Genomic DNA, 22,548 nt, shown 5'->3' on the forward strand with positions numbered 1-22,548 from the left:
GTTTTTTGGGGAAAAAAGTAGTTTGTACCCTTGATTTTTATAAAATTCGTTTTGATCTTTTGTTCAAATTTTCACCAACCAAAAACCCTTTTTTATGAAAAACATTTTTGCCCCCCCAAGTACAAAAAATTAGGAAAATCCGGATTTTTACCACTTTTGCTTGTCCTGATTACCATGAATTCCCTGCTTACTTCTTGTGTGCAAGAGCCCGAAGCTCCCCGTCTTGAGCCTAATGCCAGTGATCAGCTCGCCAAGGTGAAGAGCTGGTTTGAAGAAAACAAAACTAATCTCCGTCTGCCCGAGCGAGGCTCCAACTTCCGCACGGAATCCCAGGAGTTGATTTTGCCTTTTTTTGAAAAAGAACCCGATTGGGACCAGTTTCATCACTATTACTTTCCCGATGGGCGGGAGGTTTTTGAGGTCAGCCTGGAAAATGCCACCAAATATTTCCCGACAAGTATGCTGGACAGCTTCCCTGACAGAGATCCGGCGGAGTTGGTGATTCAGAATATACTGTTTGTGAAGCATCCGACACAGGAGCGGTTTGATCCGCTGATTGCGAGGTATTATCCGGATGGAGTAGATGAAATTGAGGAATTCGCGGGGATAAGCTACGGGAGCATTCCTCTACTATGGAGCGGTAGGTTGGAGTTATTTACCTACGATGAGCGTTTTTTTGTTGGGTTTCGCATTCTGGAAGGGGAATTGGACCATAGCTACCAATATCAAGTCCATGAGGGAGACAAGAAGCTGGACTATTCCAGATTTGATATCCGATGCACGATCACTTATTATCCGGTGGGATACAAGACCTGTGCTGGCGGAACTTGCCATACGACCATTGAGCGAATGGTGGGCGTCACAAGCTGCTCAGGCTCATCAGGGATCAACTCGGGAGGTAACTACGGATTCCCTTCGGGAGGAGGGCCCTCTAGTACCGGTGGAGCCACAGATGGAAACGGGACTTGTAGCAGTTGCTATGATCCTCCTCAGGTGCCTGCTCCTAGTCCAAATTTGAGAATACAAATAGATAAATCATTTAGTGATAATGCGTATTTAAACTGTATTTTGGGCAAACTTCAGCTTACAAAGTTTGTGGAAAGATTGGCTTTGTTTGACGGGACAATTCCCAATGGGAGAAATGTGATATTGAAAGTTGGTGAGGTTCCAAAAAGGCCAGGTCAAATGACAGCAGCTAACGCCGAAACCAGTGATGATTTAGGGCCGTATCATATCCAAATAACCATAAATAAAGATCGAGTCAATCTAAGTTCGCTCGAACTAGCTAGAATCATTCTCCATGAAATAGTCCATGCAGAACTCTTTGTGGCCAATTTTCATAAAGGAGGGAGTTCAATTGACGGAAACTTTGAAGCCAATTTCAATACTTATATTCAAAGACATTATGGTGAAGGGAATTCAGTGGTTCATCATAATTACATGGCTGAGAATATTGTCAATAAAATGGCTACCACACTTTCTTTAATTCATTCTAACTTGGGGAAGCAACAATTTTTAAATCATCCAGAAACTAAAATGGTTTTCCAAAATGGATTTGATTCTAATTTCTATAAAGGGCTGGCTTGGAAGGGTTTGCATAGTACTGATATGTGGAAGTACAACCTTCCTGAAAGAAATTCATTTGAACAGTATCAAGATCTAGCAAATGCTGCTTTGAGTAATGATTGTAATTAAAATTAACCATGAGAAATTGTTACATTCTTTCTATTCTAATTCTATTTAGTTTGTGTTCTGAAAAAAAAACAGTTGTAATGGATTCTGAAATAATAAATCAGGAGTTGAATAATAACGAACTAATAATTGTTTTTGACAGAAATAAAGAAAGAACCGAGTTAAATAGTTTTGGAAATAATCCAAGAGAAAGTTTCTATTTTAAGAGGGAGGATTTTGATCCTCCTTTCGATGATCCAAATCTTCATATCAGTGTATTTCATGGGCTTGACCAGGATACTATTCAAATAAAAAGAAGGGAATTGGATAAAATGATTGTCTGGTTTGATTCAGAAATGGGATATATGGATTGGTTTCGGCTCAACTATGAAAAGTACTACATCATTTATCAAGATGAATATTTGGTGAAAGGCTCCTTAAATCCCGAGCATAAATTTACCGCTTACGAAGTGAAGATTCATACCGGAGGAGTCGAATGATGTGATTCTCAAATACCCAAATCCCCCGATTTGGGTTTTTTTATAGCTTATTCCAAAGTGAGTCATTTTTATAGTTTGGAAGTCCTTTTACAATTGGCTCTTCAATTAGCTATTAAAATACCTTAAGACACTGGCCCCCTAGAATTTACCTTTTCTTTATAGGATGTTCTACACTTAGGCCAAAAGGAATCCTTAATTTTGCCGCATGTTTGATGCGAAAGAAGTTCTGTCCGTTTCCCTGATTCTTTTTTCGGTGATTGATATTCTGGGTTCTATTCCCATCATCATCAATCTCCGCAAAAAAGTAGGCCATATCCAGTCCGAAAAGGCTACCCTGGCTGCAGGGGTTTTGATGATTGCTTTTCTGTTGGTAGGAAAGTCTATTTTGGGCCTTTTTGGTATCGGAGTGGAGGATTTTGCCATCGCCGGTGCCTTGATCATTTTTGCCCTTGGGGCGGAGATGATTTTGGGGATCGAGCTTTTTAAGCCGGATCCGGAGGCTACTTCCAGTGCCTCCATCGTGCCCATTGCTTTTCCCCTGATTGCAGGGGCAGGTACTTTGACTACGATCCTTACGCTAAAGGCGGAATTTGAGCAGATCAATATCGCGATCGGCATATTACTCAACCTGATTTTTGTCTACGTGGTCCTCAAGAGCACCAATTGGCTGGAGCGAAAGCTGGGCAAGACCGGAGTGGATGTGCTGAGGAGGATTTTTGGAATCATCCTCCTGTCCATTGCCGTGAAGATTTTCAAATCCAATGCTTTCCCTATTTCCACCATGTAAGGGTGACCTTTTCCTTTTTTCCTTATGATCAAAATCTATACAGACGGTGCTGCCAAGGGAAATCCAGGTCCGGGAGGATATGGGGTAGTGCTGAAGTTTGGCAAGCATGAAAAAGAGCTTTCTGAGGGCTTTAGGCTCACGACTAATAACCGCATGGAGCTTTTGGCGGTGATCCGAGGACTTCAGGCATTGAATACCACAGAATATCCTGTACAGATTTTTTCGGACAGCAAATACGTGGTCGATGCCATCGAAAGGGGCTGGCTTTGGGGATGGCAAAAAAAGGGCTTCAAGGACAAAAAGAATCCTGATCTTTGGCTGCGATACATTCCCCTTCATCTCAAATTCAAGCCTAAGTTTTTTTGGGTGAAAGGCCATGCCGGTCATCCCGAAAATGAGCGATGCGATCAGCTGGCGGTGGCTGCGGCGGAAGGACGAGATTTGAAAGTGGACGTGGGATACGAGGGAAAGTAAGCCACTTGAGAGCTGTTTTGTGAAATACTCAGGATCACTGAGCTAGAATTCCCAACACAATTCGGGCTGAGTTGACCGAAGCCGGGCCGACAAAGGCATTGAAAATGACGCGGGCGTGATTGTTGGCATTGTCGCTGCAGGATCGGATAATGACAAAGGGAATGTCCAAAGTCCGGCAAATGTGGGCAATAGCTGCCCCTTCCATTTCTGTAGCCAAAGCTCCAAACTCCTCGTACAATTCCCTCGCTTTCTGATCGCTGCTGACAAATACATCTCCGGTGGCGATGACTCCCTGAAAAACTCTCGGCTTTCGGCCAGAAATCGCTTCTAAGTCGGCTTGTTCGGCTGCATTTTTTGCTTTTTGAACCAATTCAGGATCTGCCGAAATGAAAATATCCTCGTGATTTCCTCCGGTAAGCCTCCGAAAAGGAGATGCCTGAAAGCCCGTGGAATCGATTTGTCCAAAATCATATTGGACCAACTGGTCGCCTATCACAATATCTCCCGGCATGGCATCCGGCGCCAATCCGCCGGCAACTCCGGTAAAAATCAAGACCTTGGGCTGATAGTTTTCCGTTAAGACTGCCGTGCTGTAGGAGGCATTTACCTTGCCCACTCCGGCTTTCAGCAAGACCACCTTTTTCCCATTTAGCTTCCCCAAAAAGAAATCAATTCCTCCTCGGTTTTGGGTTTTGAATTTACCCATCTCTTCCTTCAAAATGGCGATTTCTTCATCCAAGGCTCCCATGATGGCGATACGCTGAGCTTGGATTTCTACGAAGAAGAGAAATAGAAAAAGAGTGATTATCAGTTTTTTTAAATCCATAAGAAGAAGAGGGAAAGCAGGCTGATGACTGCCAAAATGGGGTTGATTTGGGAGGCTTTTCCGGTGAGCAAAAGTAAAACCGTCCAAGAAATAAAGCCAAATGAAATCCCAACGGAAAGGCTATAGGTGAAAGGAATCAGGACAATGGTCAAAAAAGAGGGGAGAGCCTCCTGTGGATCTTTCCAGCGGATTTGGGTCAGCGGAATCACCATAAATGACCCAACCAACACCAAAGCAATCGAGCTCGCAATGGATGGGATGATGGATAAAAGCGGAGAGAAAAACATAAAGGGAAGAAAAAGCAAGCCTGCCGTCACGGCCGTCCAACCTGTCCTGCCTCCTTCTTCAATACCCACTGCGGATTCGATGTAGGCCGTACCCGAGCTGCTTCCCACCAGTCCGGCAAAAAGCGTGGCGAGGGAATCAGTGAGCAGGGATTTGCGCATATTTTGCGGACTTCCGTCCGGGTCCTTGAGACCGGAAGCCTCCGACAGCCCCACAAAAGTGGAAATCCCGTCAAAGAGAATGGTGAAGGTGAATACAAAAATGACCGGAATGTAACCTACCCGAAGTGAACCCAAGATATCCGCTTTTCCCACCAAACTGAAGTCCGGCATAGCCAAGACCCCGGAGAAGTTGACCAAAGTGGGTATCCCAAAATTCACCGCGGAGGCATCTCCCCACCATCGACCGATAGGCCAAGCCAGGGCCGTGGTAAAGAGAATCCCGAAGATAATCGCACCGGAAATCTTCCGAACCAGCAATCCTCCGGTAAACAAGAGTCCCGCCAAAAAGGTGAGACTGATAGGGTCCTTGAATGCAGCCATTCCGACCAGAGTTGCCTCATTTCCGATAATAAAGTGGGCGTTTTGGAAGCCGATAAAGCAGATAAATAAGCCAATCCCGGCAGAAACTGCGTGCCGAATGGCCGGAGGAATAGCCTGAATGATTTTTTCCCGGGTTTTGAAAACCGACAGAACCAGGAAAATCACCCCGGACCAAAAGACCGCTCCCAGAGCCTCCTCGAAAGTCAATCCAAAGCCCATCACGGCAGTGTAGGTGAAAAAGGCGTTGATGCCCATCCCCGGAGCGACGACGATGGGATTTTTGGCATAAAGCCCCATCATCAAGCTTCCGAAAGCCGATACCAAAACTGTAGCCGTAAGCACTGCAGAAAAGGGCATTCCGGCTTCTGCCAGGATCGCCGGATTGACGATGATGATGTAAAAGCAGGCCAGAAAGGTGGAGATGCCGGCTAGGATTTCGGTTTTTAATGACTTTTCATTGGATCTCATAGGTAGAAAAAGTGAATTAATGCAATCTGCCTTCAATCAGTTGATTGGTATCAATAATCAGCTTGAAACCAGCCAATTCTAAGCCCTTTTTGAGTTTGAGATCCCCAGTCCATAATTTGGATTTTAGCTTTAAACTTAAGGCTACAAACGGAGTGTCAAATTCATCGACTTTGGAGGTCAATTGAAAAGCCTTTTCCCAAAAAATCGATTCAATTTGTTCTAATTTATAGAATTCAAGTCTGGAAAAAATTGACTTTTTTAGAAATTCAAGCTCGTCCTCTTTCAATTTGGAGATGTGTAAAAGCTTGGATTGGTGACGATCAAGTTCATCAAGTATGAATTCCGGAGCGATAAAAGAATAAATACCGTCCGAATTCAAAAGTAAATCGCTGATTTTACCATTTGGGCTAATTATTCCACTAAAAATTATATTCGTATCTACAACAATTTTCACTTCAAAAACTTGGACTTATTTTTCTCCCACCAAGATTCTTTGGACTCCTTTGCCAATTTTGCCACTTCTTTTGAAGAAGCCTTACTCTTGGAAGCAATCTCTCTAAACCGGATAAATTCAAGAATTCTTTCCAAGCCGGTTAAATCCGTTTCTGCTGAAACCCGAATGATTATTTCCTTATCTGAACGTTCAATTTGCATGGCATAAATTAACAAAGAAAACTGATAATCATTAAATTAAGTGAGCATGAAATTGGTTCACTACAATCTCCCCACCATCATCCCTCCATCCACGGCGATTATCTGACCTGTGGCATAACAAAGATCTCCCCGCAAAAGTGCTGCAACGATTTTTCCCACATCCTCTGGAGTTCCCATTCTGGATTCCAAGGTCAAGCCATGGGCGATTTTTTCCTCATAGAGCTCCTTCACTTTGGCCGTCATATCTGTCTCGATCACACCGGGCTGCACCTCAAAAACCGGTATCCGCTGACTGGCCAAGCGCACGGCAAAAACCTGAGACATCATGGACAAAGCGGATTTGGACATGCAATAGGCCACCCGATTGGTGGATGCCAGTTTGGCCGATACCGAAGTAATGGTCACCAAAGCAAAGTCAGAGGCCGGGGAAACATTTTTTTGCTCTACCATCCATTTTGCCACTGCTTGGGTAAGAAAGAATGTTCCTCTTTGATTGATATCCATCAGGTAATCAAAATCGGACTCCTCCACCTCCAATACATCTGCCCGAACTCGAGGGGCTACTCCTGCATTGTTCACGAGGAAATTCAGCCGGCCAAACTTTTCCTTGACTCCTTCTAAAATGGATTCTCTGTCCTTTTTCTCCGCAATATTTCCAGGAAAATATTCCACTCGAACGCCTTCTTTTTCCAAATCCGAGATCACCTCCTCCACCTCTTCTTTGGCCCTGACTCCATTAAGTGCCAAGTCCATACCTTCTTTAGCCAGCTTTTGAGCAATACCAAGCCCAATGCCTCGGGTGCCTCCGGTGATTAGTGCGACTTTTCTCATTCTCCTTTTACCAATTTTAGCTGTTCGTATTCAGGCATTTTCTTATATAGGGGATCTAGGGGAAAACATCCGGAAATCATCCCATTTCTAGGCGCCGTGGTGCAATCGGAGAAGGTTCTACAGATTTTACCCCGCTTCAATCCTTCCCCATTAAGGATATCTGCCGGCATGTCCGGATAGCTGAGTACCATTCTCCCGAAGCCAATCGAATCTGCCTTTCCTGTTCTCAAGACGTGCTGACCTACATTGGGAAGCCATTCCTGTAGATAGGAATAAGCTGAACCGACCACATAAAACTCAGGATATGCCTCCTTGATCTCTGCTGTAGCCTGAATCTGCCGGGCCACTCCATGAAGAGGGTCCTCAGGAGGCAAATACCCGTCAGAGGGTGGAAAAAGTGCAGGTCTCTGGATGTGGGGATTGTAATACGGACTGCCTGCAGTAGTGCAGAAAAGTTCGATCCCGATCTCTTTGAGGACATCCATAAACTGGAAGGATTCGCTCATTTTGGCTTGAATCCCGCTTTCCTCTCCTCCAAAAGCGTAACGGTAGGGAGCTTCCATGGCCGGGATTCCCTTTTCCTCCGGCCCTTTCTGAAAAGGAACCCAATCAAATATGCTCATTCTCACCCCGATTTCCAGTCCGGGAGCGGCTTTTCTGATGCCATCTACAATCTCTCTTAGGAATCGGGTCCGGTTTTCAAAGCTTCCTCCATACTTGCCCTCCCGATCGTATGCACTCAAAAACTCATGTCCCAAATACCCATGACAATGCTTGATATCCACAAAGTGAAAACCTGCCTTTTGAGCCAAAACCGCCGCTTTGATGTAATCTTCTATGATCCCCTCTATCTCTTCGTCAGTCATGATTGGGTAATCCTCTGGCAGTCCAAACTTGGAATTCAAAACCGGGTGGGGATAGAGAATCCTCGGTTCCATCTTCTTCTTGTCATTGGGTTTGCAAAAGCGACCCGAATGAGTCAGCTGCAAGCCAATCAATAAGTCCGATGTATCCCCAAAATGCTCCTGATGCGTTTCCTGAAGCATTTTGAATAAATCGACAAAATCCGGAAAGGTATAGGGATTCAGCATGAGCTGATTGGGATTGGCACGTCCCTCAGGGCGTACCGCTACCGCCTCACATCCCCAAAGCAATTTGGCGCCACTGAGGGCAAAGTTTTTCCAGCGGCGCTTGGTCAACTCACTCGGCCGACCATCTTCCGTTCCGTCCCAACCTTCCATGGGTAGAATGCAGAGGGCATTGCCGATTTTCTTGCCGGATTTGAGAATATGAGGCTTCGCAAAGGGAGACTTGTCTCCCGATTCCAGTTCCTCATCAAATTCAAGAGGAATCCGCTCTTTCTCCAAATGCTGTCGAAACAGATCGGCAGTCTTTAGCTGGGCCACCCGGGGATATTGAGGTTTGTATTTTCCGCTCATTTTGCCACGCAATTTAGATAGGTGTAATAGGTGTCCTTATTAGCCATTCGCTGTATCAACAGGGCCAATTCGCGAGCATGATAATCTCCCCACATGCTGGACTCACCATGGGCGACTTTCCCCTTTTCGGGTACATGATCCCAACCGTTGGGCTGGTGATAAATCGAATGCAAAATCAAACCCTGATGATCCTTTTCGGTAGAAAGGTAAGGTTCGGCAAAAAGTACTCCCGCTACCTGAATCCCCGCTTGAATATATCTCTTGGACTGTTCGGGATCCGAGGGTTTTAGAAAATTCCCGATTCGAATGAGGCCTTGTGCAGCTATGCAAGCCGCAGAGCTATCCACCGGTTCAAAGGCATTGAAGGGATCTGCAGGACGGTTGAGGTAGTCGCCCATTCGATGGAGATTCGGGGCTCCAGTATCCCAATAAGGTATCCCGTCGGTCGGCGTATTTGCCAGATAAAACTCGGCAGTAGCAACTGCAGCCTGTTTAAGTTCCGCAATCAAGTCTGCTTTTGAGATCACAGGGGCATAGTCGTCTTCCGGAATTTCATCCAAGATCTCCAAGGTCTCTCCGACTCCGCAAATTGCCCAAGCCAAGCCTCTCGTCCAAGTACTGAACCCGGTGTAGCCTTGCTGGGAATTGGGACAGCGGCAGTTTCCGTCATTGGTATTGAAAATGATCTCATGGGCCGTTCTGCCGGGAACATCGTAGCTGTCTCTTCCTTTTCCATAAAAAACAGAAAAGCGCACCGTGCTCAGGAGATGCTGGACGGCCCGCTGAATCAAAGAGATTTTGACGTCATTTTCACCCTGCAGCACATGGCCTAACTGATGGGAAACCACCAATGCCCTACAGCTGCGAATGGTATCCACAAACAAGGAATGAGGTCCATTGAAGGAGTAAATAAAACCTCCGCCGGGGATTTTGGTCCACCGAGTCGCCTGGACTGCCCCGGTGACTTTTAGAGCAAGCCGATAAAACTCTTTCTCCCAAGTTGAACCCTCGATTTTCCCTTCCTGCATCAGTCGGAGCAGATTTCCGTAGGTACTCACATTGTTGAAGCCGTGGTCATGGACGCCCGTATGAGTCAAATGAGGAGCCATTTTTTCGACCGTATTTTTCCTTCCAATCTCCAGGAATTCCTTTTCTCCGGTAGCGTCAAACTGTAAAATGGATGAGCCAAACTGAAATCCCTGAGTCCACTCGGTCCAGCCTCGGGTGACATAAACTCCCTTTTCGGTAAAAACAGGAGCTCCTTTTGAGGTGTCAAAACTCGCCTCGATAGCCCTGATTTTTTGGCCGGAAAGCTCCCAGAATTTTGGAAGCAGGCCTTGTACTGCCTGAAGGTCAATTGCGGAATTAAGCTGCATGGAGTTTCTTGTTTTTAGAATGATGAACCAACATTAAAGCGGCTGAGGTAGGAATTAAAATCAGGTACATGGCGGCATCGGTAGGCAAGCCGGCAAAGCCAGCAGGAACCCAACCCAAAAGGCTCAGCACAAAATATCCCAATGCACATGTGGAGAGAATCAGAATCGACTTGGGGGGATTTTTGAATATCACGGCGCTCAGGACCACCGGAGCAATCATAGAAGTTCCGGCAAAACTCACCCGGGCCAAAAGCACCAATTCATCGCTAATCAAGGAAGAAAACACCAAGACAATCAGGGAGAAAATCAGGATTCCCAATTTGGTAATGCGCATGTTTCGCTTGTCATCTCCGCTCAAAAGCGACCTCAGCTCAGTGCCCAAGGCGAAAATCTGGGCATTGGTGGTAGACAGACAAGCTGCAAATAAACCGACCACAGCCAAGGCCGCCACCGGATTGGCCTGATCAAAAAGCAAGGCTGAGGAAAGGAAGTCTGCGGTGGTGGAGTCAGGATACTTCACCGCCCCATAGAGTCCGATAAATGCCGTGGGCAAAATCACCAAAATCGCGAAAATGCCTACGGCATAGGCCATTTTATGGACAGATTTCAGGTTTTTCATCACTACTAGGCGGGTGGTAAACTGAGGCTGCGAGACCGGAATCATCACAATGGCAATGGTCGAGGCAATCAGAAACGCAGAACTGAAAAGCCCTTTGGGTCCGGGCAAGGATAGGAGCGCCTGATTGCTTTCAATGACGGCTTGGGTACCCGCCTCCACTCCTCCTGCCATAGTCAGACAGGTAACTCCGATGATCCAAATCACGACCAGCAATATTACCCCCTGAATGGCATCGGAGTACATGATAGCTTTCAATCCTCCGATCTCAGAGTAGACCAGCATGATCATGACCAAGAGCGCTGACCAGCCCCAATAGGGCAGTAAATCCGGAAAGGAAGCATTGAGAAATATGGAAATCCCGCGAATCTGAATCGCAACGTAAGGAATCAAAAACAAGAAGGAGCTCGCAAAGACGAGATATCCTGCCCATTTATTTCGAAAGCAGCTTTGGACAAAACCAGCCACCCCCTGGTAGCCGACTTCAGCAGCTCTTTTGCGAAGCGCATAGCCAAACCAAAGGATAAAAAACACCATCAAGGCATCCGAAAAGCCCAGAAAGATCCAGGCTCCTACACCATGCACCCGGAAGAAATCCGGCATACCCATAAAGGTAAACGCACTGAATAGGGCAGCCGAGAAAGTCAAAAATCCCAAAATCGTCCCAATATTCGAGCCTGCCAGCATAAACTCCTCGGAGCTTCTGTTTTTGCGGTAGGACTTATAAGATGCATAAGCCAAGGATGCCAAAAACAGCAGGAAAAAGAAGAGCAGCCAACCGATCATTTTCCTTTGGAATCAAGATGTGGAAATACTTTTGATCCCAAAAAGGTGAAAAGGACCAAGAGGCAAGTCACCAAAAAACTCACCCAAAACACATAGGGTACAGAGCCCAGCATGGGTTGGGATTTTCCTTGGGTAAAAAGAAAAAGGAAGGAAATCAAAGTCAGGAAGACAACAGCAGATACGAGAAGTATCCATTTTCTGGAATTCATAGGCATTTTGGGTTGGATAGGAAATCCCCTGAAACCAATTCAGGCATGCTTAAAGTAGCGAATTCCACTCAAAAGCCTTTTTGAATGAAAAAGTAAATACTCAAGAATCTACGGAAACAATTCCGTACATCTGAGGAATTATTGGAAGTTGAGATAGATGGTCACCGACTTTCTCCTGATGGATTCTATGGCTGAGGCAAATGCAGGATCGGTTTTTTCAACCACATATAGGTTATTCAGCCCGTGGGAAAAGCGGATTTCTGGAGCAAACTTGAAAAAGCGAAAATAAATCTCGAAGCCCATTCCTGCCTCGATGGTGAAATCCTGTCCGGTAGTCACGATCGGGTCCAGGTTGGCCTCGTCTTGGGATTTGGTCCTAAACTGATAGCTGCCCCCGCCGATGAAATACATTCGGGTGTTGTTGAATCTTTGAGAGCGGTATTTGAAGAGCAAGGGCAGTTCGACCATAGTAGCCTCTGTCACCAACTCTTCTGTACGGATTCCCAGATTACTTTCCCCGGTGGTATTATCAGGAGGAAGATTGCCCAAGGGAGGATTGAAGTAATTGACATCAACCCGGTATTCGTAAAAGCCGATTTTTGGAGTAAAAAGGAGGTTCATCTGATCATGAAATCTCAGAATACCCATAAAGCCCAGAGAAAATCCAGGGGTGTATTTTGGGAAAATGGACTGAACCTCGGCAGTGGCAGGACTAGTGGGAGCTAAAAACGCGTCGGCATAGCGAATCTGGTAGGTAGCAGTATGTCCAGCCAGAAAAAAACCATAGGAAAGAGTCCTGTCGTCTGATCCGGAGGTGCTCGTAAGTCCAAACAGACCCTGAGCATTTCCCGCATTAATCCATCCAAAAATCAACAGGCCAAGTAGCCCTATTTTTGTCCTACGTAGATGGAACTGATACCAAAAGTGAGTGGTTTGCATACGGTGCTGTGAAATCCGACTTTTTTCAATACGGCCAGAAAATCCTCTCCATCGGGAAATGCCTCAACTGACTCGGGAAGGTAAGTATAAGCAGAATTGTCCTTGGATACAATTTTGCCCACCTGAGGCAAAATAGTGTTGGAATAGAAAGAATAGGCCTGTTTCATTGGAAAAGCCCGGGGCTTGCTGAATTCCAGAATGACCGTTTTTCCTCCCGGCTTTAGTACCCTATACATATCCGCTAGACCTTTTTCCAGATTCTCGAAGTTTCTGACTCCAAAAGAAACGATCACGGCATCAAACTTATTATCTTCAAACAGCAAACCTTCCGAATCGCCCAATTGCATTTCGATTTTGTCCTGAAGACCTTTTTTGATCATCTTCTTTCTGCCTTCGGAAAGCATCCCCTCTGAAATATCCACTCCGATGATCTTGTCAGGATTCAAGGCCAAGGCTTCGATAGCAAAGTCTCCGGTACCCGTAGCGATATCAAGAATAAGCTTAGGATGATCATTTTTGAGCATCTTGACTGCCTTTTTCCTCCAAATGATATCGATTCCCAAGCTCAACACATGATTGAGTAAATCGTATTTTGGACTGATGTTGTTGAACATCTCAGCCACTTGAGCTTTTTTGGGATCTTGTTTGTCTTTGTAGGGTACTACGGTCATCACGAATCTTCTTTAAGGGGGCAAACTTACTACAGAAACCCGACTTAAAGAAAATTGTTGAAATACAGGACAGAAAAGCCTTTGGAAATAAAGCCCTATTTTTGCAACCAACTTACCGATTATGATCCAGAAAGCAGAATTTGTCGTCAGCAACACCCAACCTGAAAAATGCCCCAAGCCGGACCGGGCGGAAATTGCCTTCATCGGCAGATCCAATGTGGGCAAAAGCTCGCTGATCAATCGGCTCACTGGGGTAAAAGAATTGGCAAAAACTTCTCAAAAGCCAGGCAAAACCCAATTGATCAATCACTTCAATATCAACGACCGCTGGTATTTGGTGGATTTGCCTGGATACGGCTTCGCCAAAGTCAGCAAAGACACCAAGGCCAAATGGGAAGTCATGATCAGTGGCTACCTGACCGGAAGAAAAAACCTCTGTGGGGTATTTATCCTGATTGACAGTCGGCTTCCGCCACAGGAGATCGACCTGGAATTTCTCCTTTGGTGCGGGACAGAAGGCATTCCCGCCGTCCTCGTTTTTACCAAAGCGGACAAGCTCTCCAAATCTCAGGTGGACAAAAACGTGAAGGCTTTCCTGAAAAAAACCGAGGAGATCTTTGAGGAGGCTCCTGACTACTTTGTGACCTCAGCAGAAAAAGGTACCGGAAAAGATGAGCTTACTACTTTCATCGAAGAGCTGGTCAATGAATACGAAGAAAACCCGACAAATTGAGCGATAATCCTATATTTGCACGCTGAAAATAATCCAAAATGAATTTTAAAGATATTGCAAACGTATCCGGCAAACCCGGACTTTACCGAGTATTGAAGCCTACCCGTTCCGGGGTGATTCTGGAGTCTCTCGACGAGAAAAAAACCAAATTTGTGGCGGGAATGTCTTCCCGAGTATCCATTTTGAGTGATATTTCCATCTACACCCTCACTGAAGAAGGTGCCGAGCCTCTGGAGTCAGTGATGAAAAAAATCGAAGCCGAATATCAGGGAGATACCGGAGTAGATGCCAGCTCTTCTGATGCTGAGCTCCGTGCATTTCTGAAGTCCATCCTTCCGGAATTTGACGAAGCCCGAGTGTACACATCTGACATCAAAAAGCTGAATGCCTGGTATCAGATCATCCGAAAGCAAGCTCCTGAAGTCCTTCAGGATACTCCTTCCGAAGAAAAAGAAGCCTAATATCCGGCCCTGAGTCCCTCAGGGCCTTGTTTTTTATGAATGAATCGATCGCACAGGAAACATTTCAGCTGGTATCCAAAGACTTTCAATTACCCCAAGTAAAAGAAGAGTTTTCGGAGGAAAAGGCCGTGGAACTGCTTACTCGGGCAGTAAGCCGCCTGATGGACCGAAACATGGAGCAGCTGCTGCAAATCTGCTACCGCATAGATTTGGATGAAAACAAACTGAAGCGCATCCTGCATCATTCCGACCCTGATTTTGTGGCCGCTGACTTGGCTCAGGCACTTTGGGATAGACAAAAGCTGAAAATCGAGATCCGAAGGAGATACTCTGAGAGCTAAAACAGCTCCCAAACCATTTGTACCAATTCCCTCTGGATTCTGTTTTTTTCCCTTTACTTTAAAAGTCAAATCCCCAAAAAACCATGGCAAACCCCATTTGGATCATGACTTCGGCGTTTGATCAGCTTAACTTGGATCAAACCATTGAAAAAGCAAAAGAAATAGGAGTTCAGGGACTGGATCTCTGCGTCTTCAGAAAAGACGGAACTCGGGATGATTTTGTAGCGACCCACTTGGATTACGAAAACTTCGGCCCCGAGGAGGCCAAGCGGTTGATCGAGCAGTTCAATGGTGCCCAACTCCGGCTATCGATCGGAGCTTTTGAAAACCTCATCGGGGGAGACCCGGTCCATCGCGTCAAAAACCAAAATCACCTCCTCAAGCTTATCCGCATGGCATATCTCCTGGGTGGAGATGAAAATGATGTCAAGGTGGGCACTTTCGTAGGCTACAATCATGAATTGGGCAACGAAGAGGGTGGATTTGAGAAAAATTTGCTGGAATACCAGCGGATTTTTGGGCCGATTATCCGATACGCAGCAGATTTGGGAGTGACTGTGCTGTATGAAAACTGCCCCATGGAAGGTTGGAGAAGCTCAGGCTTCACCGGTACTTTCAACAACCTGACTGGGGTACTGGCAGCCAGAAAGTTGATGTACGAATTGGTTCCCCTGAAGAATCATGGAGAAATCTACGACCCCTCCCACGATGTTTGGCAGCATACCGATCCGGTAGAGGTCATCAAGCATACCGATATGGACCGACTGAAGCGGATTCATGTCAAATCCACCCGGAATATCCCCGATCCGTATTGGGGCAATATGTATCCCATGCAGCAAATTCGCCCAGAATGGGCTGAAAAACTGGGAATCCCCTCCAGCACCAACTCTTGGGATCGGCACCATTACGAAGCCACGCTTCCGGGATTTGGCCTGGGAGACTCTATGGATTGGAGAGCCTTTGTGGGGATTCTGAAAGAAAAGGGGTTTAATGGACCATTTGAGATCGAAAACGAAGCTGTACTTTCCAAGCAAACCGGAAAAATGGGAGCCATTGTCCAAGGTTGCAAGGCAGCTGTCCAAAACTTGGCTCCTTTGCTTTGGGAGCTGAGCGAAGAGGGTTGGGCTTATCCGGAGTCGGAGTATCGCCCCCTCTTAGACCTCAATCGAAGGCAGCTGCCTGAAGTTAAGATCGGGGATTTGGAATAGGCAGAGAGTGGGTAGACCGATGCTTCACCAAGATCCGCACAAGTGTCGGATGTCTGGAGTAGGAACTGGTAAGGGGAGATCTATGGAAACCTGTGAATTTTTCTTTGAAAACTTGCCTGCTGCAAGCAGGTCTAAGGGAAACCATTTCATCAATGGAAATCGAAATGCCTAATTTCACCCGATGAACTGGAATTCTTTGAATTTCTCACCGATTATGGGAGAGAAATTAACCCATGATAATACGCTTTCTCTTGACTTTACTGCTGGTAATCAGGCCTTGGAGACGGTGAATCTCAGCGATACGTCAGAGTTTGACCGATTTGTTTTTGCACAGCTGGAAGAGGCCGGTAAAAAGTACGGAATCGGAGGCTATCTGGAAAAAAGAGCCATCTACCGACGCAGTGATAACTTCCTGACTGAAGCAGAAGCTTATCGGAATATCCATCTGGGGGTGGATGTCTGGACAAGGGCTGGTGCGCCGGTATTTGTGCCCCTGGCGGGAAAAGTCCACAGTTTTCAGGATAATTCCGGCTTTGGAAATTATGGTGCCACCATCATCCTCCAGCATGACCTGGGAGGAAAGCCCCTTTTTAGCCTATATGGACACTTGGCACTCAGAGATCTCGATGGATTGGAAGTGGGGAAGGAATTCCGTCCCGGTGATTTGCTTTGTCATGTGGGTCCTTTTCCGGAGAACGGAGACTGGCCACCTCACCTACACTTTCAGCTGATGTGGGATTTGGGCGATTATTGGGGCGATTATCCCGGAGTAGCAGCAGAGAAGGATTTGGAGTTTTATCAGGAGAATTGCCCGGATCCGAATGGGCTATTGAGGTTTAGATATAAGTGAAATCAGGTTTTTTGTGAACTGGTTTTGTCCTGGCTTTGCTTTAAAGTGAGAGCAGGAAAAAGTATTGTTTTTTGAGATAAATTGTTAATTCGCAATAATGCCAACAGTCGAGAATGGTGAGGAATTAACTATTGGGATAGATGTATTTGCATAAGAAAAGACTTGAATCAAACCCAATCTGCATGGAGTCGAAGTTTAGCCAGACTTTTGGCTTTGCATCAATTGGAATAGGGAATATATATTTCTTGGGATTCATTTCATTAATGGTAATCCTTTCTCAGCTTGTCTCAGGTTGTACCTCCAAAGAGAAAGTTTCCGACAATGAAAAATACGTCATTCAAGCCTTTGACAGTATCGAGGTGTATTTCAGTCACAGCTTGACTTTCAATTTGGATTCCTTGGAAACTCAGGTATTAAAACAAGTCTTTCCTTCCTCCTCCCATAAAGAAGTAATTGAGCTATTGGAATATGCTGTCCAAACTATCGACAAACACAATTATATCCTGTCTCCTGAAAAGTACCATCAAATGGAGACTGGAACCAACCCTGAAGTACTGGTAAATCCCTATCCCTTCCAATATGAAATACTGGAAAACAAATACGCTTTCCTAAGCTTGGAAGGATTTATCGGAGTGGATTCTATTTCATCCAAAAATTTTTCGGATAGTCTACAGAGGAGCATTCTATATCTATACCATCAGCAACCTAAAGGTTGGATCATTGACTTAAGGAACAATTCTGGAGGATGGATATATCCCATGCTTGCGGGATTAGGCCCGATTCTCGGTTCTGGAACAAAAGCATTTGAAATGTCAGGTAATCAGGTCCTGGAAGAGTATTATTTCTACAAAGATTCAACCGACTATTTGTTACTTGCCGATAGTATTTGGTTTTTTGAAGAGCAGCTACCCCTTGCTGTTTTAGTATCTGAAAAAACTGGTAGTGCGGGAGAACTCCTCACTTTGTCTTTTAGGGGAAACCCAAATACGACAATAATAGGAACTCCTACTGCTGGGTTTAGCACAGGACTTAAGGGTTTTCTGATGCCTGATGGGACCCAAATCTGTGTTACCAATGGCGTCATGGTAGATAGAAATAAAAAGGGGGATGGGGGGAGAATTATTCCAGATATAATTGAATGGGATCCGCTTTTAATGTTTGAGCAAGCATTTAAATGGATTGAAAAAAACACCGATTCAAAGTTGAGAAAGCCTGCAGGCATTAATCGGAAAAAGCCAAGGCGGTTAACTGAGTAGAACCAAGTACTATATTTGATTGGCTGAGTTGTTATTGCTGGGAGAAGATCAATTCGAGATCAGCAACCACTCCCAATTTCAGCCAGCAAAAAGGACCGAAAGAAACAATGACCAAAGAGCAAATCTGGATTGAAGCGGGATACCATACCTTTGCGTATGAAGGTCCACAAGCATTGCGGATTGAGAAGTTGGCTAAAAAAGTAAAGAAGAATAAGTCTTCTTTTTATCATTTCTTTTCTGATATGGAGATTTTTATTGGCCGATTATTAGACTATCATCTGGAACAAGCCAAAGTCATGAGCATCAAAGAATCAAGTGTCCAAAATCAATCAGAATTGACACAAATATTTCTGGATCATAAACTCGATTTGCTTTTTAACAGACAATTAAGGATTCATAGAGAAAGGTTGGATTTTGAGGCATGCTTTACCAGAACCAATGAGATTTCTCTTCCTGGATTTATCCCGATTTGGAAAAAAATAATCAACCTCGATGAAAACAGTCATTTAGCTGAAGTCGTATTGATGCTCAGTATTGACAATTTTTTTCTTCAAATCACCGAAAATACTTTAAACAGGGATTGGATTACATCCTTCTTTGAGAAAAATAGAGAAATGGTCAAGCTATTCAAATGAACCAATTCTCTGTTTATTATGAGCGGTAGCGTCTAAAATGGATGAAGAAATAAATCTAGGTTTGGCTAGATAAAGAATGCCAAAATGAAGACATCCTATTTTAGAACACAAAAATTCCATAAGAAGTATTTGAAGATTACGGCCATTGTAATAGGCTCCTTTGGCCCCATTTTTTTTCTGGGGACCATGCTTTCGACCTCGGGACCTGCAAGTTGGACACTGGACCTTCTTTCCTGGCCAATTGATGGAATGCAGACTTTTGAAGAACCTACAACCAGGTTTTTGTCAGCGCTCACAGGTGGATTTCTTTTCGGTTGGGGGGTTATGGTTGGTTGCTTATCCTACTGGGTATATGACAAAGCGCCCGAAGAAGTTCGAAAATCAGTTTTAGTCGGTGTTTTGTCCTGGTTCTTCTTGGATAGTTTGGGATCTATTACATCTGGAAATCCATCCAATGCTTTATTCAATGTTGTTGTACTTTTATTCGCAGTTGGGCCACTTTGGTGGCCAGCCAAAAATTAAAAAATATGGAGAAGAAGCTGATTAGCACAGGGTCGACTTTCGAAGAGGAAGTAGGCTATTCGAGGGCCGTAAGAGTGGGGGATTTTATCTTTCTTTCAGGATGCACAGGGTTCAATTACGAAATCTCCGAAATATCCGATGATGCAATAGAACAATGTGAACAAGCTATTTGGAACATCAAAAATGCCCTTCAGATGTCAGGCTCTGATCTTGAAGATGTGGTGCGAACAGTCTTTTACTTTTCTGATCCCTTTGTTTTCAACGAATGCAAGCCAGTATTCAAAAAGCACTTCGGAAATATCAGGCCTACCTTGACGGCTGTTGGAGCGCAGCTTCATGATAAGCGGATAAAACTTGAAATTGAGGTGACGGCTATTTGGAGTAAAAAAGATCGGTCTCAAAGCGGATAGAAACTATCTTCCACCAACTAGGCCAAGAGACTTTTTTCAGCCTCCTACTCTTTACTCTCTACTTCCTCGGATGAAATTCTGTCAACACCTGCCGTAAATAATCCCGGTCCAAGTGGGTATAGATCTCGGTGGTGGTGATGCTCTCGTGACCGAGCATTTCCTGAACAGCACGTAGATCAGCCCCTCCTTCTATCAGGTGCGTGGCAAAGGAATGCCGAAAGGTATGCGGGCTGATATTTTTCTTAATTCCTGCTTGCTCCGCAGTCTTTTTGATAATCAGGAAAATCATCACCCGGCTGAGCTTTTGTCCCCGACGGTTGAGAAAAACAAATTCCTCGTGGCCTTTGGCGGGATTCTGATGGACTCGGATTTCATCCTGATAGATTCCCAGATACTTCAAGGCATCTTTCCCGATCGGTACCAATCGCTCCTTATTTCCTTTTCCCACTACTCTAAGAAATCCCGCATCGGCAAATACTTGGCTTTTTTTCAACTCTACCAACTCGCTCACACGTAATCCTGAACTGTACAGCATTTCCAGCATGGCCCGATTGCGATGGCCTTCGGGTTCGCCGAGAGGAATGGCTTCCAGAAGCTGCTCAATCTCAGGATAGCTAAGCGTATCGGGGAGTTTGCGTCCGAGTTTGGGGGCTTCCAAAAGCTGCGAAGGATCTTCTTTGATTCGATCCTCGTACATCAAAAAGCGGTAGAAAGCCTTGATTCCAGAAATGATTCGGGCTTGAGTGTAGGCCGAGATTTCAAGGGCGGCCAAGGCATTGACAAATCGGCGGAGATGCTCCAATTCCAGTTCTAGCGGACTTTTCCCGGGGAATTCCCGTTCGATATAGTCTGCCAGCTTCTCTACATCTGCTGTATACGCTTCGATGGAATTTTCGCTCAGGGATCGCTCCAGCTTGAGGTGATGACGGAATTGGCGGATGAGTTGGGGCCACATAACTGCAAAGTGTAAAACTTGTTCCAAGCATACAACAGACCAGTTTCTAAATTTTCAAATGCAACACATCACTGAGATTGAAATTTCTACCACATAGACACATAGGCTCATATAGTTTTTTTTTGTCTTTTTCCTATGTTTTCTATGTGTCTATGTGGTTTTTAAGGGTGCACTTGAATTGTCAACTCTAATTCTTACTTCATAAGTTTTTCTTGGTTTTTAAGAATTTTCATTTCAGTCGTCATATAAATACTCCCGATTTACGATTAAGTAGTGTACATGAACCGAAACCAGCTAGATACTTTTCTGCGAAAGCACCACCAAGAGGCATTTCTTTGGGCCCGGCAGTGCTGCGGATTTGATGGGGAGCTGGCTAAGGATGTGATCCAGCAAGTTTATTTGAAAGTTTTGGAAGGAAAAGCCCGAATGAAAACCGAGGCCCATCCCAAAACCTGGCTCTTTTCGGTGATTCGCTTCACAGCCATAGACGAACTTCGAAGAAAAGGCAAATGGCAGGAAGTGGAGATCGAGGAAGATATGGCCTGGGAAACCGAACCGGAAGAATCGGACAGCCATGAAAGCCTAATCCGCCGATTGCCTAAAATGCAGCAGGAAGTGCTGCTGATGGTCTTCTACCACGACATGACTCTGGAAGAGGCAGCTCAGGTGCTCCAGCTGCATATTGGAACCGTTCGGACCCATTACGATCGGGGAAAAAAGAAATTGAAAGAGTGGATTGAAACCCGAAAAACCTTTGAGGTTTAAAGAACCTTCGAAGGTTTAGTTAAGGACCATCCTAAAATAAAATGCCAAAAAAATCAACTGTGAAATTCAGTGCCATCTGTGAGACATATGAACATCAATAAAGATCCCGAACTAAAAACCTTCTTTCAAGAACTCCGCAAGCAGGATGAGCAGTTGATCATTCCTCCTTTTCCGGAGGTGGAAAAGAAAAGCAGGTCCATTTGGTGGATTCCTGCAGGTATTGCAGCCACCTTGCTTTTGGGGGCTTTTTTCCTTCCGTTAGAAAAGTCAGCTGAGCCCACTGCTCCGGAGGTGCTGATCATCACACTGGAAGAAGGCCCTAATCAGGAATTGCAGTTTCACATCCAGGAAACCAACGAAATGGATATCTGGGAATCCCCCACGGCTTCCCTATTGACCGAATATTAACTAAACCAACTATTTCCAAACCTTTATTCTCATGAAAAAACAAATTCTGATTCTTTTCCTTGCCCTATTTGCAGGATTGGTCCAGGCTCAAAAGAGCTATACCTATGTGCAATCACCCACTAGCCCTTTAGCCCAAGATATTTTTAAAGGAAAAATCTACACCACCACCAATCTCATGGAAGAGCGGGAGGCAATAGGCCTAACCGAGGCTCAAGTGGCTAAAATCAAAAAACTTCATGCCGAAAACTCTGGACAATTTTCAACCCTCAAATGGGACCTGGACGATGCCACTTCCAAGATGAAAAAGATGCTCGACCAGCCCAAAATCAATGCCGCGGAGGTATCCCGACAATTGGACGAGATTCTAAGGCTGGAAAACCAAATGAAGCGGATCCAAATGAATACCATGGTTGCTATCAAAAATGAACTGACTCCCGAGCAAATCGAAAAGCTGGAGGCTCCAAAGAAATTTTTCATCCATAATGGAACTACTATAAATGGAGATAGACTCTCTGGCTATAGTCAAAATTCTTCTAACGTGATCTTGAACGGCACTGCGATTTCTACCTCCCCAAAAGTGGCCGTAACGGTAAATGGCAATGGTGAGCAGCCACTTTACTTTTTGGAAACCAAATCTGGGTTGAAAAAAGTCAAATCCTTTGAATCTATTGAACCCAAGGATATTGAAAGTGTATCTGTTCTAAAAGGGGATCAGGCCACTGAAAAATATGGCGAAGAAGGATCAAACGGAGTAATCATTATCAAACTCAAAAACATGCCGGAATAAACCCAAACCTACTAAACCAAAAAGGAAGGCCAATTAGCCTTCCTTTTTTTAATTCTTGCTTTTTCGAAAGTCTTTAAAGGTCTTCCAACTGTAATAAAAGACCAGCCAAAATATGCATGCAATAAACGCCAGCTGCACCCCGA

The 22,548-nt window shown here is 45.0% G+C and carries 27 protein-coding genes; 15 read left to right on the forward strand and 12 right to left on the reverse strand.

Annotated features, from left to right (window positions below; translation table 11 throughout):
* Positions 1 to 174: 174 nt before the first annotated feature.
* The 4 genes from AAA938_RS00650 to rnhA all read left to right on the forward strand — a co-directional run bounded on the left by AAA938_RS00650 (position 175) and on the right by rnhA (position 3,432).
* Positions 175 to 1,695, forward strand: a complete 1,521-nt coding sequence (locus AAA938_RS00650) for a hypothetical protein (protein WP_338226712.1) — start codon at positions 175 to 177, stop codon at positions 1,693 to 1,695.
* Between the two features lie 8 nt (positions 1,696 to 1,703).
* Positions 1,704 to 2,171 carry a hypothetical protein gene (locus AAA938_RS00655; RefSeq protein ID WP_338226713.1) on the forward strand — a complete coding sequence of 156 codons (468 nt, stop codon included), beginning with the start codon at positions 1,704 to 1,706 and terminating at the stop codon, positions 2,169 to 2,171.
* Between the two features lie 205 nt (positions 2,172 to 2,376).
* Positions 2,377 to 2,958, forward strand: a complete 582-nt coding sequence (locus AAA938_RS00660) for a MarC family protein (RefSeq protein ID WP_338221174.1) — start codon at positions 2,377 to 2,379, stop codon at positions 2,956 to 2,958.
* Positions 2,959 to 2,982: 24 nt separating this feature from the next.
* Positions 2,983 to 3,432: a ribonuclease HI gene (gene rnhA, locus AAA938_RS00665; protein ID WP_338226714.1), complete on the forward strand. Its 450-nt coding sequence runs from the start codon at positions 2,983 to 2,985 to the stop codon at positions 3,430 to 3,432.
* 34 nt (positions 3,433 to 3,466) lie between these two features.
* Here rnhA and AAA938_RS00670 read toward each other — a convergent pair whose 3' ends face one another.
* From AAA938_RS00670 to ubiE, 11 genes are all read right to left on the reverse strand, one after another.
* Positions 3,467 to 4,258 carry a 5'-methylthioadenosine/adenosylhomocysteine nucleosidase gene (locus AAA938_RS00670; protein WP_338226715.1) on the reverse strand — a complete coding sequence of 264 codons (792 nt, stop codon included), beginning with the start codon at positions 4,256 to 4,258 and terminating at the stop codon, positions 3,467 to 3,469.
* Positions 4,249 to 5,553 (reverse strand): NCS2 family permease, encoded by a 1,305-nt coding sequence (locus tag AAA938_RS00675; protein ID WP_338226716.1) that lies wholly within the window; start codon positions 5,551 to 5,553, stop codon positions 4,249 to 4,251. The genes AAA938_RS00670 and AAA938_RS00675 overlap by 10 nt, the downstream gene beginning before the upstream one ends.
* Before the next feature lie 16 nt (positions 5,554 to 5,569).
* Positions 5,570 to 6,007 (reverse strand): PIN domain-containing protein, encoded by a 438-nt coding sequence (locus AAA938_RS20235; protein ID WP_420915719.1) that lies wholly within the window; start codon positions 6,005 to 6,007, stop codon positions 5,570 to 5,572.
* On the reverse strand, positions 6,004 to 6,207 hold the full coding sequence (locus AAA938_RS00680) for a hypothetical protein (protein ID WP_338226717.1): 204 nt from the start codon (positions 6,205 to 6,207) through the stop codon (positions 6,004 to 6,006). The genes AAA938_RS20235 and AAA938_RS00680 overlap by 4 nt, the downstream gene beginning before the upstream one ends.
* Before the next feature lie 60 nt (positions 6,208 to 6,267).
* On the reverse strand, positions 6,268 to 7,038 hold the full coding sequence (locus AAA938_RS00685; protein WP_338226718.1) for a 3-ketoacyl-ACP reductase: 771 nt from the start codon (positions 7,036 to 7,038) through the stop codon (positions 6,268 to 6,270).
* Positions 7,035 to 8,477, reverse strand: a complete 1,443-nt coding sequence (locus AAA938_RS00690) for an oxidoreductase (protein ID WP_338226719.1) — start codon at positions 8,475 to 8,477, stop codon at positions 7,035 to 7,037. The genes AAA938_RS00685 and AAA938_RS00690 overlap by 4 nt, the downstream gene beginning before the upstream one ends.
* Entirely contained in the window at positions 8,474 to 9,853 is a 1,380-nt protein-coding gene (locus tag AAA938_RS00695; protein WP_338226720.1) for a glycosyl hydrolase, read from the reverse strand. Before AAA938_RS00695 ends, AAA938_RS00690 begins: the two co-directional genes overlap by 4 nt.
* Complete coding sequence (locus tag AAA938_RS00700) at positions 9,843 to 11,255, reverse strand: sodium:solute symporter family protein (RefSeq protein ID WP_338226721.1); 1,413 nt, start codon at positions 11,253 to 11,255, stop codon at positions 9,843 to 9,845. Before AAA938_RS00700 ends, AAA938_RS00695 begins: the two co-directional genes overlap by 11 nt.
* Positions 11,252 to 11,464 (reverse strand): hypothetical protein, encoded by a 213-nt coding sequence (locus AAA938_RS00705; protein ID WP_338226722.1) that lies wholly within the window; start codon positions 11,462 to 11,464, stop codon positions 11,252 to 11,254. Before AAA938_RS00705 ends, AAA938_RS00700 begins: the two co-directional genes overlap by 4 nt.
* Before the next feature lie 138 nt (positions 11,465 to 11,602).
* Entirely contained in the window at positions 11,603 to 12,403 is an 801-nt protein-coding gene (gene porT, locus AAA938_RS00710) for a type IX secretion/gliding motility protein PorT/SprT (RefSeq protein WP_338226723.1), read from the reverse strand.
* The gene (gene ubiE, locus AAA938_RS00715; RefSeq protein WP_338226724.1) at positions 12,352 to 13,074 is read right to left on the reverse strand and encodes a bifunctional demethylmenaquinone methyltransferase/2-methoxy-6-polyprenyl-1,4-benzoquinol methylase UbiE; all 723 of its coding nucleotides are present in this window, start codon (positions 13,072 to 13,074) and stop codon (positions 12,352 to 12,354) included. Before ubiE ends, porT begins: the two co-directional genes overlap by 52 nt.
* 121 nt (positions 13,075 to 13,195) lie before the next feature.
* Between ubiE and yihA the strand changes: the two genes are divergently transcribed.
* The 8 genes from yihA to AAA938_RS00755 all read left to right on the forward strand — a co-directional run bounded on the left by yihA (position 13,196) and on the right by AAA938_RS00755 (position 19,490).
* Positions 13,196 to 13,807, forward strand: a complete 612-nt coding sequence (gene yihA / locus AAA938_RS00720; protein ID WP_338226725.1) for a ribosome biogenesis GTP-binding protein YihA/YsxC — start codon at positions 13,196 to 13,198, stop codon at positions 13,805 to 13,807.
* Positions 13,808 to 13,845: 38 nt separating this feature from the next.
* Positions 13,846 to 14,268: a DUF5606 family protein gene (locus tag AAA938_RS00725; protein ID WP_338226726.1), complete on the forward strand. Its 423-nt coding sequence runs from the start codon at positions 13,846 to 13,848 to the stop codon at positions 14,266 to 14,268.
* 35 nt (positions 14,269 to 14,303) lie between these two features.
* Positions 14,304 to 14,609: a hypothetical protein gene (locus AAA938_RS00730; protein ID WP_338226727.1), complete on the forward strand. Its 306-nt coding sequence runs from the start codon at positions 14,304 to 14,306 to the stop codon at positions 14,607 to 14,609.
* Positions 14,610 to 14,692: 83 nt separating this feature from the next.
* Positions 14,693 to 15,817, forward strand: coding sequence for a sugar phosphate isomerase/epimerase family protein (locus AAA938_RS00735; protein ID WP_338226728.1), 1,125 nt, complete (start codon positions 14,693 to 14,695; stop codon positions 15,815 to 15,817).
* A gap of 181 nt (positions 15,818 to 15,998) precedes the next feature.
* Entirely contained in the window at positions 15,999 to 16,667 is a 669-nt protein-coding gene (locus AAA938_RS00740; RefSeq protein WP_338226729.1) for a peptidoglycan DD-metalloendopeptidase family protein, read from the forward strand.
* 398 nt (positions 16,668 to 17,065) lie between these two features.
* Positions 17,066 to 17,923 (forward strand): S41 family peptidase, encoded by an 858-nt coding sequence (locus AAA938_RS00745; protein WP_338226730.1) that lies wholly within the window; start codon positions 17,066 to 17,068, stop codon positions 17,921 to 17,923.
* A gap of 107 nt (positions 17,924 to 18,030) precedes the next feature.
* Positions 18,031 to 18,558 carry a TetR/AcrR family transcriptional regulator gene (locus AAA938_RS00750; RefSeq protein ID WP_338226731.1) on the forward strand — a complete coding sequence of 176 codons (528 nt, stop codon included), beginning with the start codon at positions 18,031 to 18,033 and terminating at the stop codon, positions 18,556 to 18,558.
* Positions 18,559 to 19,085: 527 nt separating this feature from the next.
* Positions 19,086 to 19,490 carry a RidA family protein gene (locus tag AAA938_RS00755; protein ID WP_338226732.1) on the forward strand — a complete coding sequence of 135 codons (405 nt, stop codon included), beginning with the start codon at positions 19,086 to 19,088 and terminating at the stop codon, positions 19,488 to 19,490.
* 58 nt (positions 19,491 to 19,548) lie between these two features.
* On the opposite strand, the gene xerD is transcribed toward AAA938_RS00755, so the two are convergent.
* Positions 19,549 to 20,445 carry a site-specific tyrosine recombinase XerD gene (gene xerD / locus AAA938_RS00760; protein ID WP_338226733.1) on the reverse strand — a complete coding sequence of 299 codons (897 nt, stop codon included), beginning with the start codon at positions 20,443 to 20,445 and terminating at the stop codon, positions 19,549 to 19,551.
* Between the two features lie 279 nt (positions 20,446 to 20,724).
* Here xerD and AAA938_RS00765 point away from each other — a divergent pair, with 279 nt between their 5' ends.
* The 3 genes from AAA938_RS00765 to AAA938_RS00775 all read left to right on the forward strand — a co-directional run bounded on the left by AAA938_RS00765 (position 20,725) and on the right by AAA938_RS00775 (position 22,405).
* Complete coding sequence (locus tag AAA938_RS00765; protein WP_338226734.1) at positions 20,725 to 21,210, forward strand: RNA polymerase sigma factor; 486 nt, start codon at positions 20,725 to 20,727, stop codon at positions 21,208 to 21,210.
* A gap of 87 nt (positions 21,211 to 21,297) precedes the next feature.
* Entirely contained in the window at positions 21,298 to 21,618 is a 321-nt protein-coding gene (locus AAA938_RS00770) for a hypothetical protein (protein WP_338226735.1), read from the forward strand.
* A 31-nt stretch (positions 21,619 to 21,649) separates the two neighbouring features.
* Entirely contained in the window at positions 21,650 to 22,405 is a 756-nt protein-coding gene (locus AAA938_RS00775) for a Spy/CpxP family protein refolding chaperone (protein ID WP_338226736.1), read from the forward strand.
* Positions 22,406 to 22,548: the final 143 nt, after the last annotated feature.

It is taken from the genome of Algoriphagus taiwanensis (genome assembly GCF_036245645.1).
GTDB classification, from domain to species: Bacteria; Bacteroidota; Bacteroidia; order Cytophagales; family Cyclobacteriaceae; genus Algoriphagus; species Algoriphagus taiwanensis.

Excerpts from the sequence above, each read along its gene's own strand:
- AAA938_RS00660 (WP_338221174.1), top strand. The coding sequence starts at position 2,377 with ATGTTTGATGCGAAAGAAGTTCTGTCCGTTTCCCTGATTCTTTTTTCG.
- AAA938_RS00735 (WP_338226728.1), top strand. The coding sequence starts at position 14,693 with ATGGCAAACCCCATTTGGATCATGACTTCGGCGTTTGATCAGCTTAAC.
- AAA938_RS00655 (WP_338226713.1), top strand. The coding sequence starts at position 1,704 with ATGAGAAATTGTTACATTCTTTCTATTCTAATTCTATTTAGTTTGTGT.
- AAA938_RS00690 (WP_338226719.1), bottom strand. The coding sequence starts at position 8,477 with ATGAGCGGAAAATACAAACCTCAATATCCCCGGGTGGCCCAGCTAAAG.
- AAA938_RS00730 (WP_338226727.1), top strand. The coding sequence starts at position 14,304 with ATGAATGAATCGATCGCACAGGAAACATTTCAGCTGGTATCCAAAGAC.
- AAA938_RS00775 (WP_338226736.1), top strand. The coding sequence starts at position 21,650 with ATGAAAAAACAAATTCTGATTCTTTTCCTTGCCCTATTTGCAGGATTG.
- AAA938_RS00765 (WP_338226734.1), top strand. The coding sequence starts at position 20,725 with ATGAACCGAAACCAGCTAGATACTTTTCTGCGAAAGCACCACCAAGAG.
- ubiE (WP_338226724.1), bottom strand. The coding sequence starts at position 13,074 with ATGACCGTAGTACCCTACAAAGACAAACAAGATCCCAAAAAAGCTCAA.
- yihA (WP_338226725.1), top strand. The coding sequence starts at position 13,196 with ATGATCCAGAAAGCAGAATTTGTCGTCAGCAACACCCAACCTGAAAAA.
- AAA938_RS00700 (WP_338226721.1), bottom strand. The coding sequence starts at position 11,255 with ATGATCGGTTGGCTGCTCTTCTTTTTCCTGCTGTTTTTGGCATCCTTG.
- AAA938_RS00770 (WP_338226735.1), top strand. The coding sequence starts at position 21,298 with ATGAACATCAATAAAGATCCCGAACTAAAAACCTTCTTTCAAGAACTC.
- AAA938_RS00670 (WP_338226715.1), bottom strand. The coding sequence starts at position 4,258 with ATGGATTTAAAAAAACTGATAATCACTCTTTTTCTATTTCTCTTCTTC.
- AAA938_RS00685 (WP_338226718.1), bottom strand. The coding sequence starts at position 7,038 with ATGAGAAAAGTCGCACTAATCACCGGAGGCACCCGAGGCATTGGGCTT.
- AAA938_RS00705 (WP_338226722.1), bottom strand. The coding sequence starts at position 11,464 with ATGAATTCCAGAAAATGGATACTTCTCGTATCTGCTGTTGTCTTCCTG.
- xerD (WP_338226733.1), bottom strand. The coding sequence starts at position 20,445 with ATGTGGCCCCAACTCATCCGCCAATTCCGTCATCACCTCAAGCTGGAG.
- AAA938_RS00750 (WP_338226731.1), top strand. The coding sequence starts at position 18,031 with ATGACCAAAGAGCAAATCTGGATTGAAGCGGGATACCATACCTTTGCG.
- AAA938_RS00755 (WP_338226732.1), top strand. The coding sequence starts at position 19,086 with ATGGAGAAGAAGCTGATTAGCACAGGGTCGACTTTCGAAGAGGAAGTA.
- porT (WP_338226723.1), bottom strand. The coding sequence starts at position 12,403 with ATGCAAACCACTCACTTTTGGTATCAGTTCCATCTACGTAGGACAAAA.
- AAA938_RS00695 (WP_338226720.1), bottom strand. The coding sequence starts at position 9,853 with ATGCAGCTTAATTCCGCAATTGACCTTCAGGCAGTACAAGGCCTGCTT.
- AAA938_RS00680 (WP_338226717.1), bottom strand. The coding sequence starts at position 6,207 with ATGCAAATTGAACGTTCAGATAAGGAAATAATCATTCGGGTTTCAGCA.
- AAA938_RS00650 (WP_338226712.1), top strand. The coding sequence starts at position 175 with ATGAATTCCCTGCTTACTTCTTGTGTGCAAGAGCCCGAAGCTCCCCGT.
- rnhA (WP_338226714.1), top strand. The coding sequence starts at position 2,983 with ATGATCAAAATCTATACAGACGGTGCTGCCAAGGGAAATCCAGGTCCG.
- AAA938_RS00725 (WP_338226726.1), top strand. The coding sequence starts at position 13,846 with ATGAATTTTAAAGATATTGCAAACGTATCCGGCAAACCCGGACTTTAC.
- AAA938_RS00740 (WP_338226729.1), top strand. The coding sequence starts at position 15,999 with ATGAACTGGAATTCTTTGAATTTCTCACCGATTATGGGAGAGAAATTA.
- AAA938_RS00675 (WP_338226716.1), bottom strand. The coding sequence starts at position 5,553 with ATGAGATCCAATGAAAAGTCATTAAAAACCGAAATCCTAGCCGGCATC.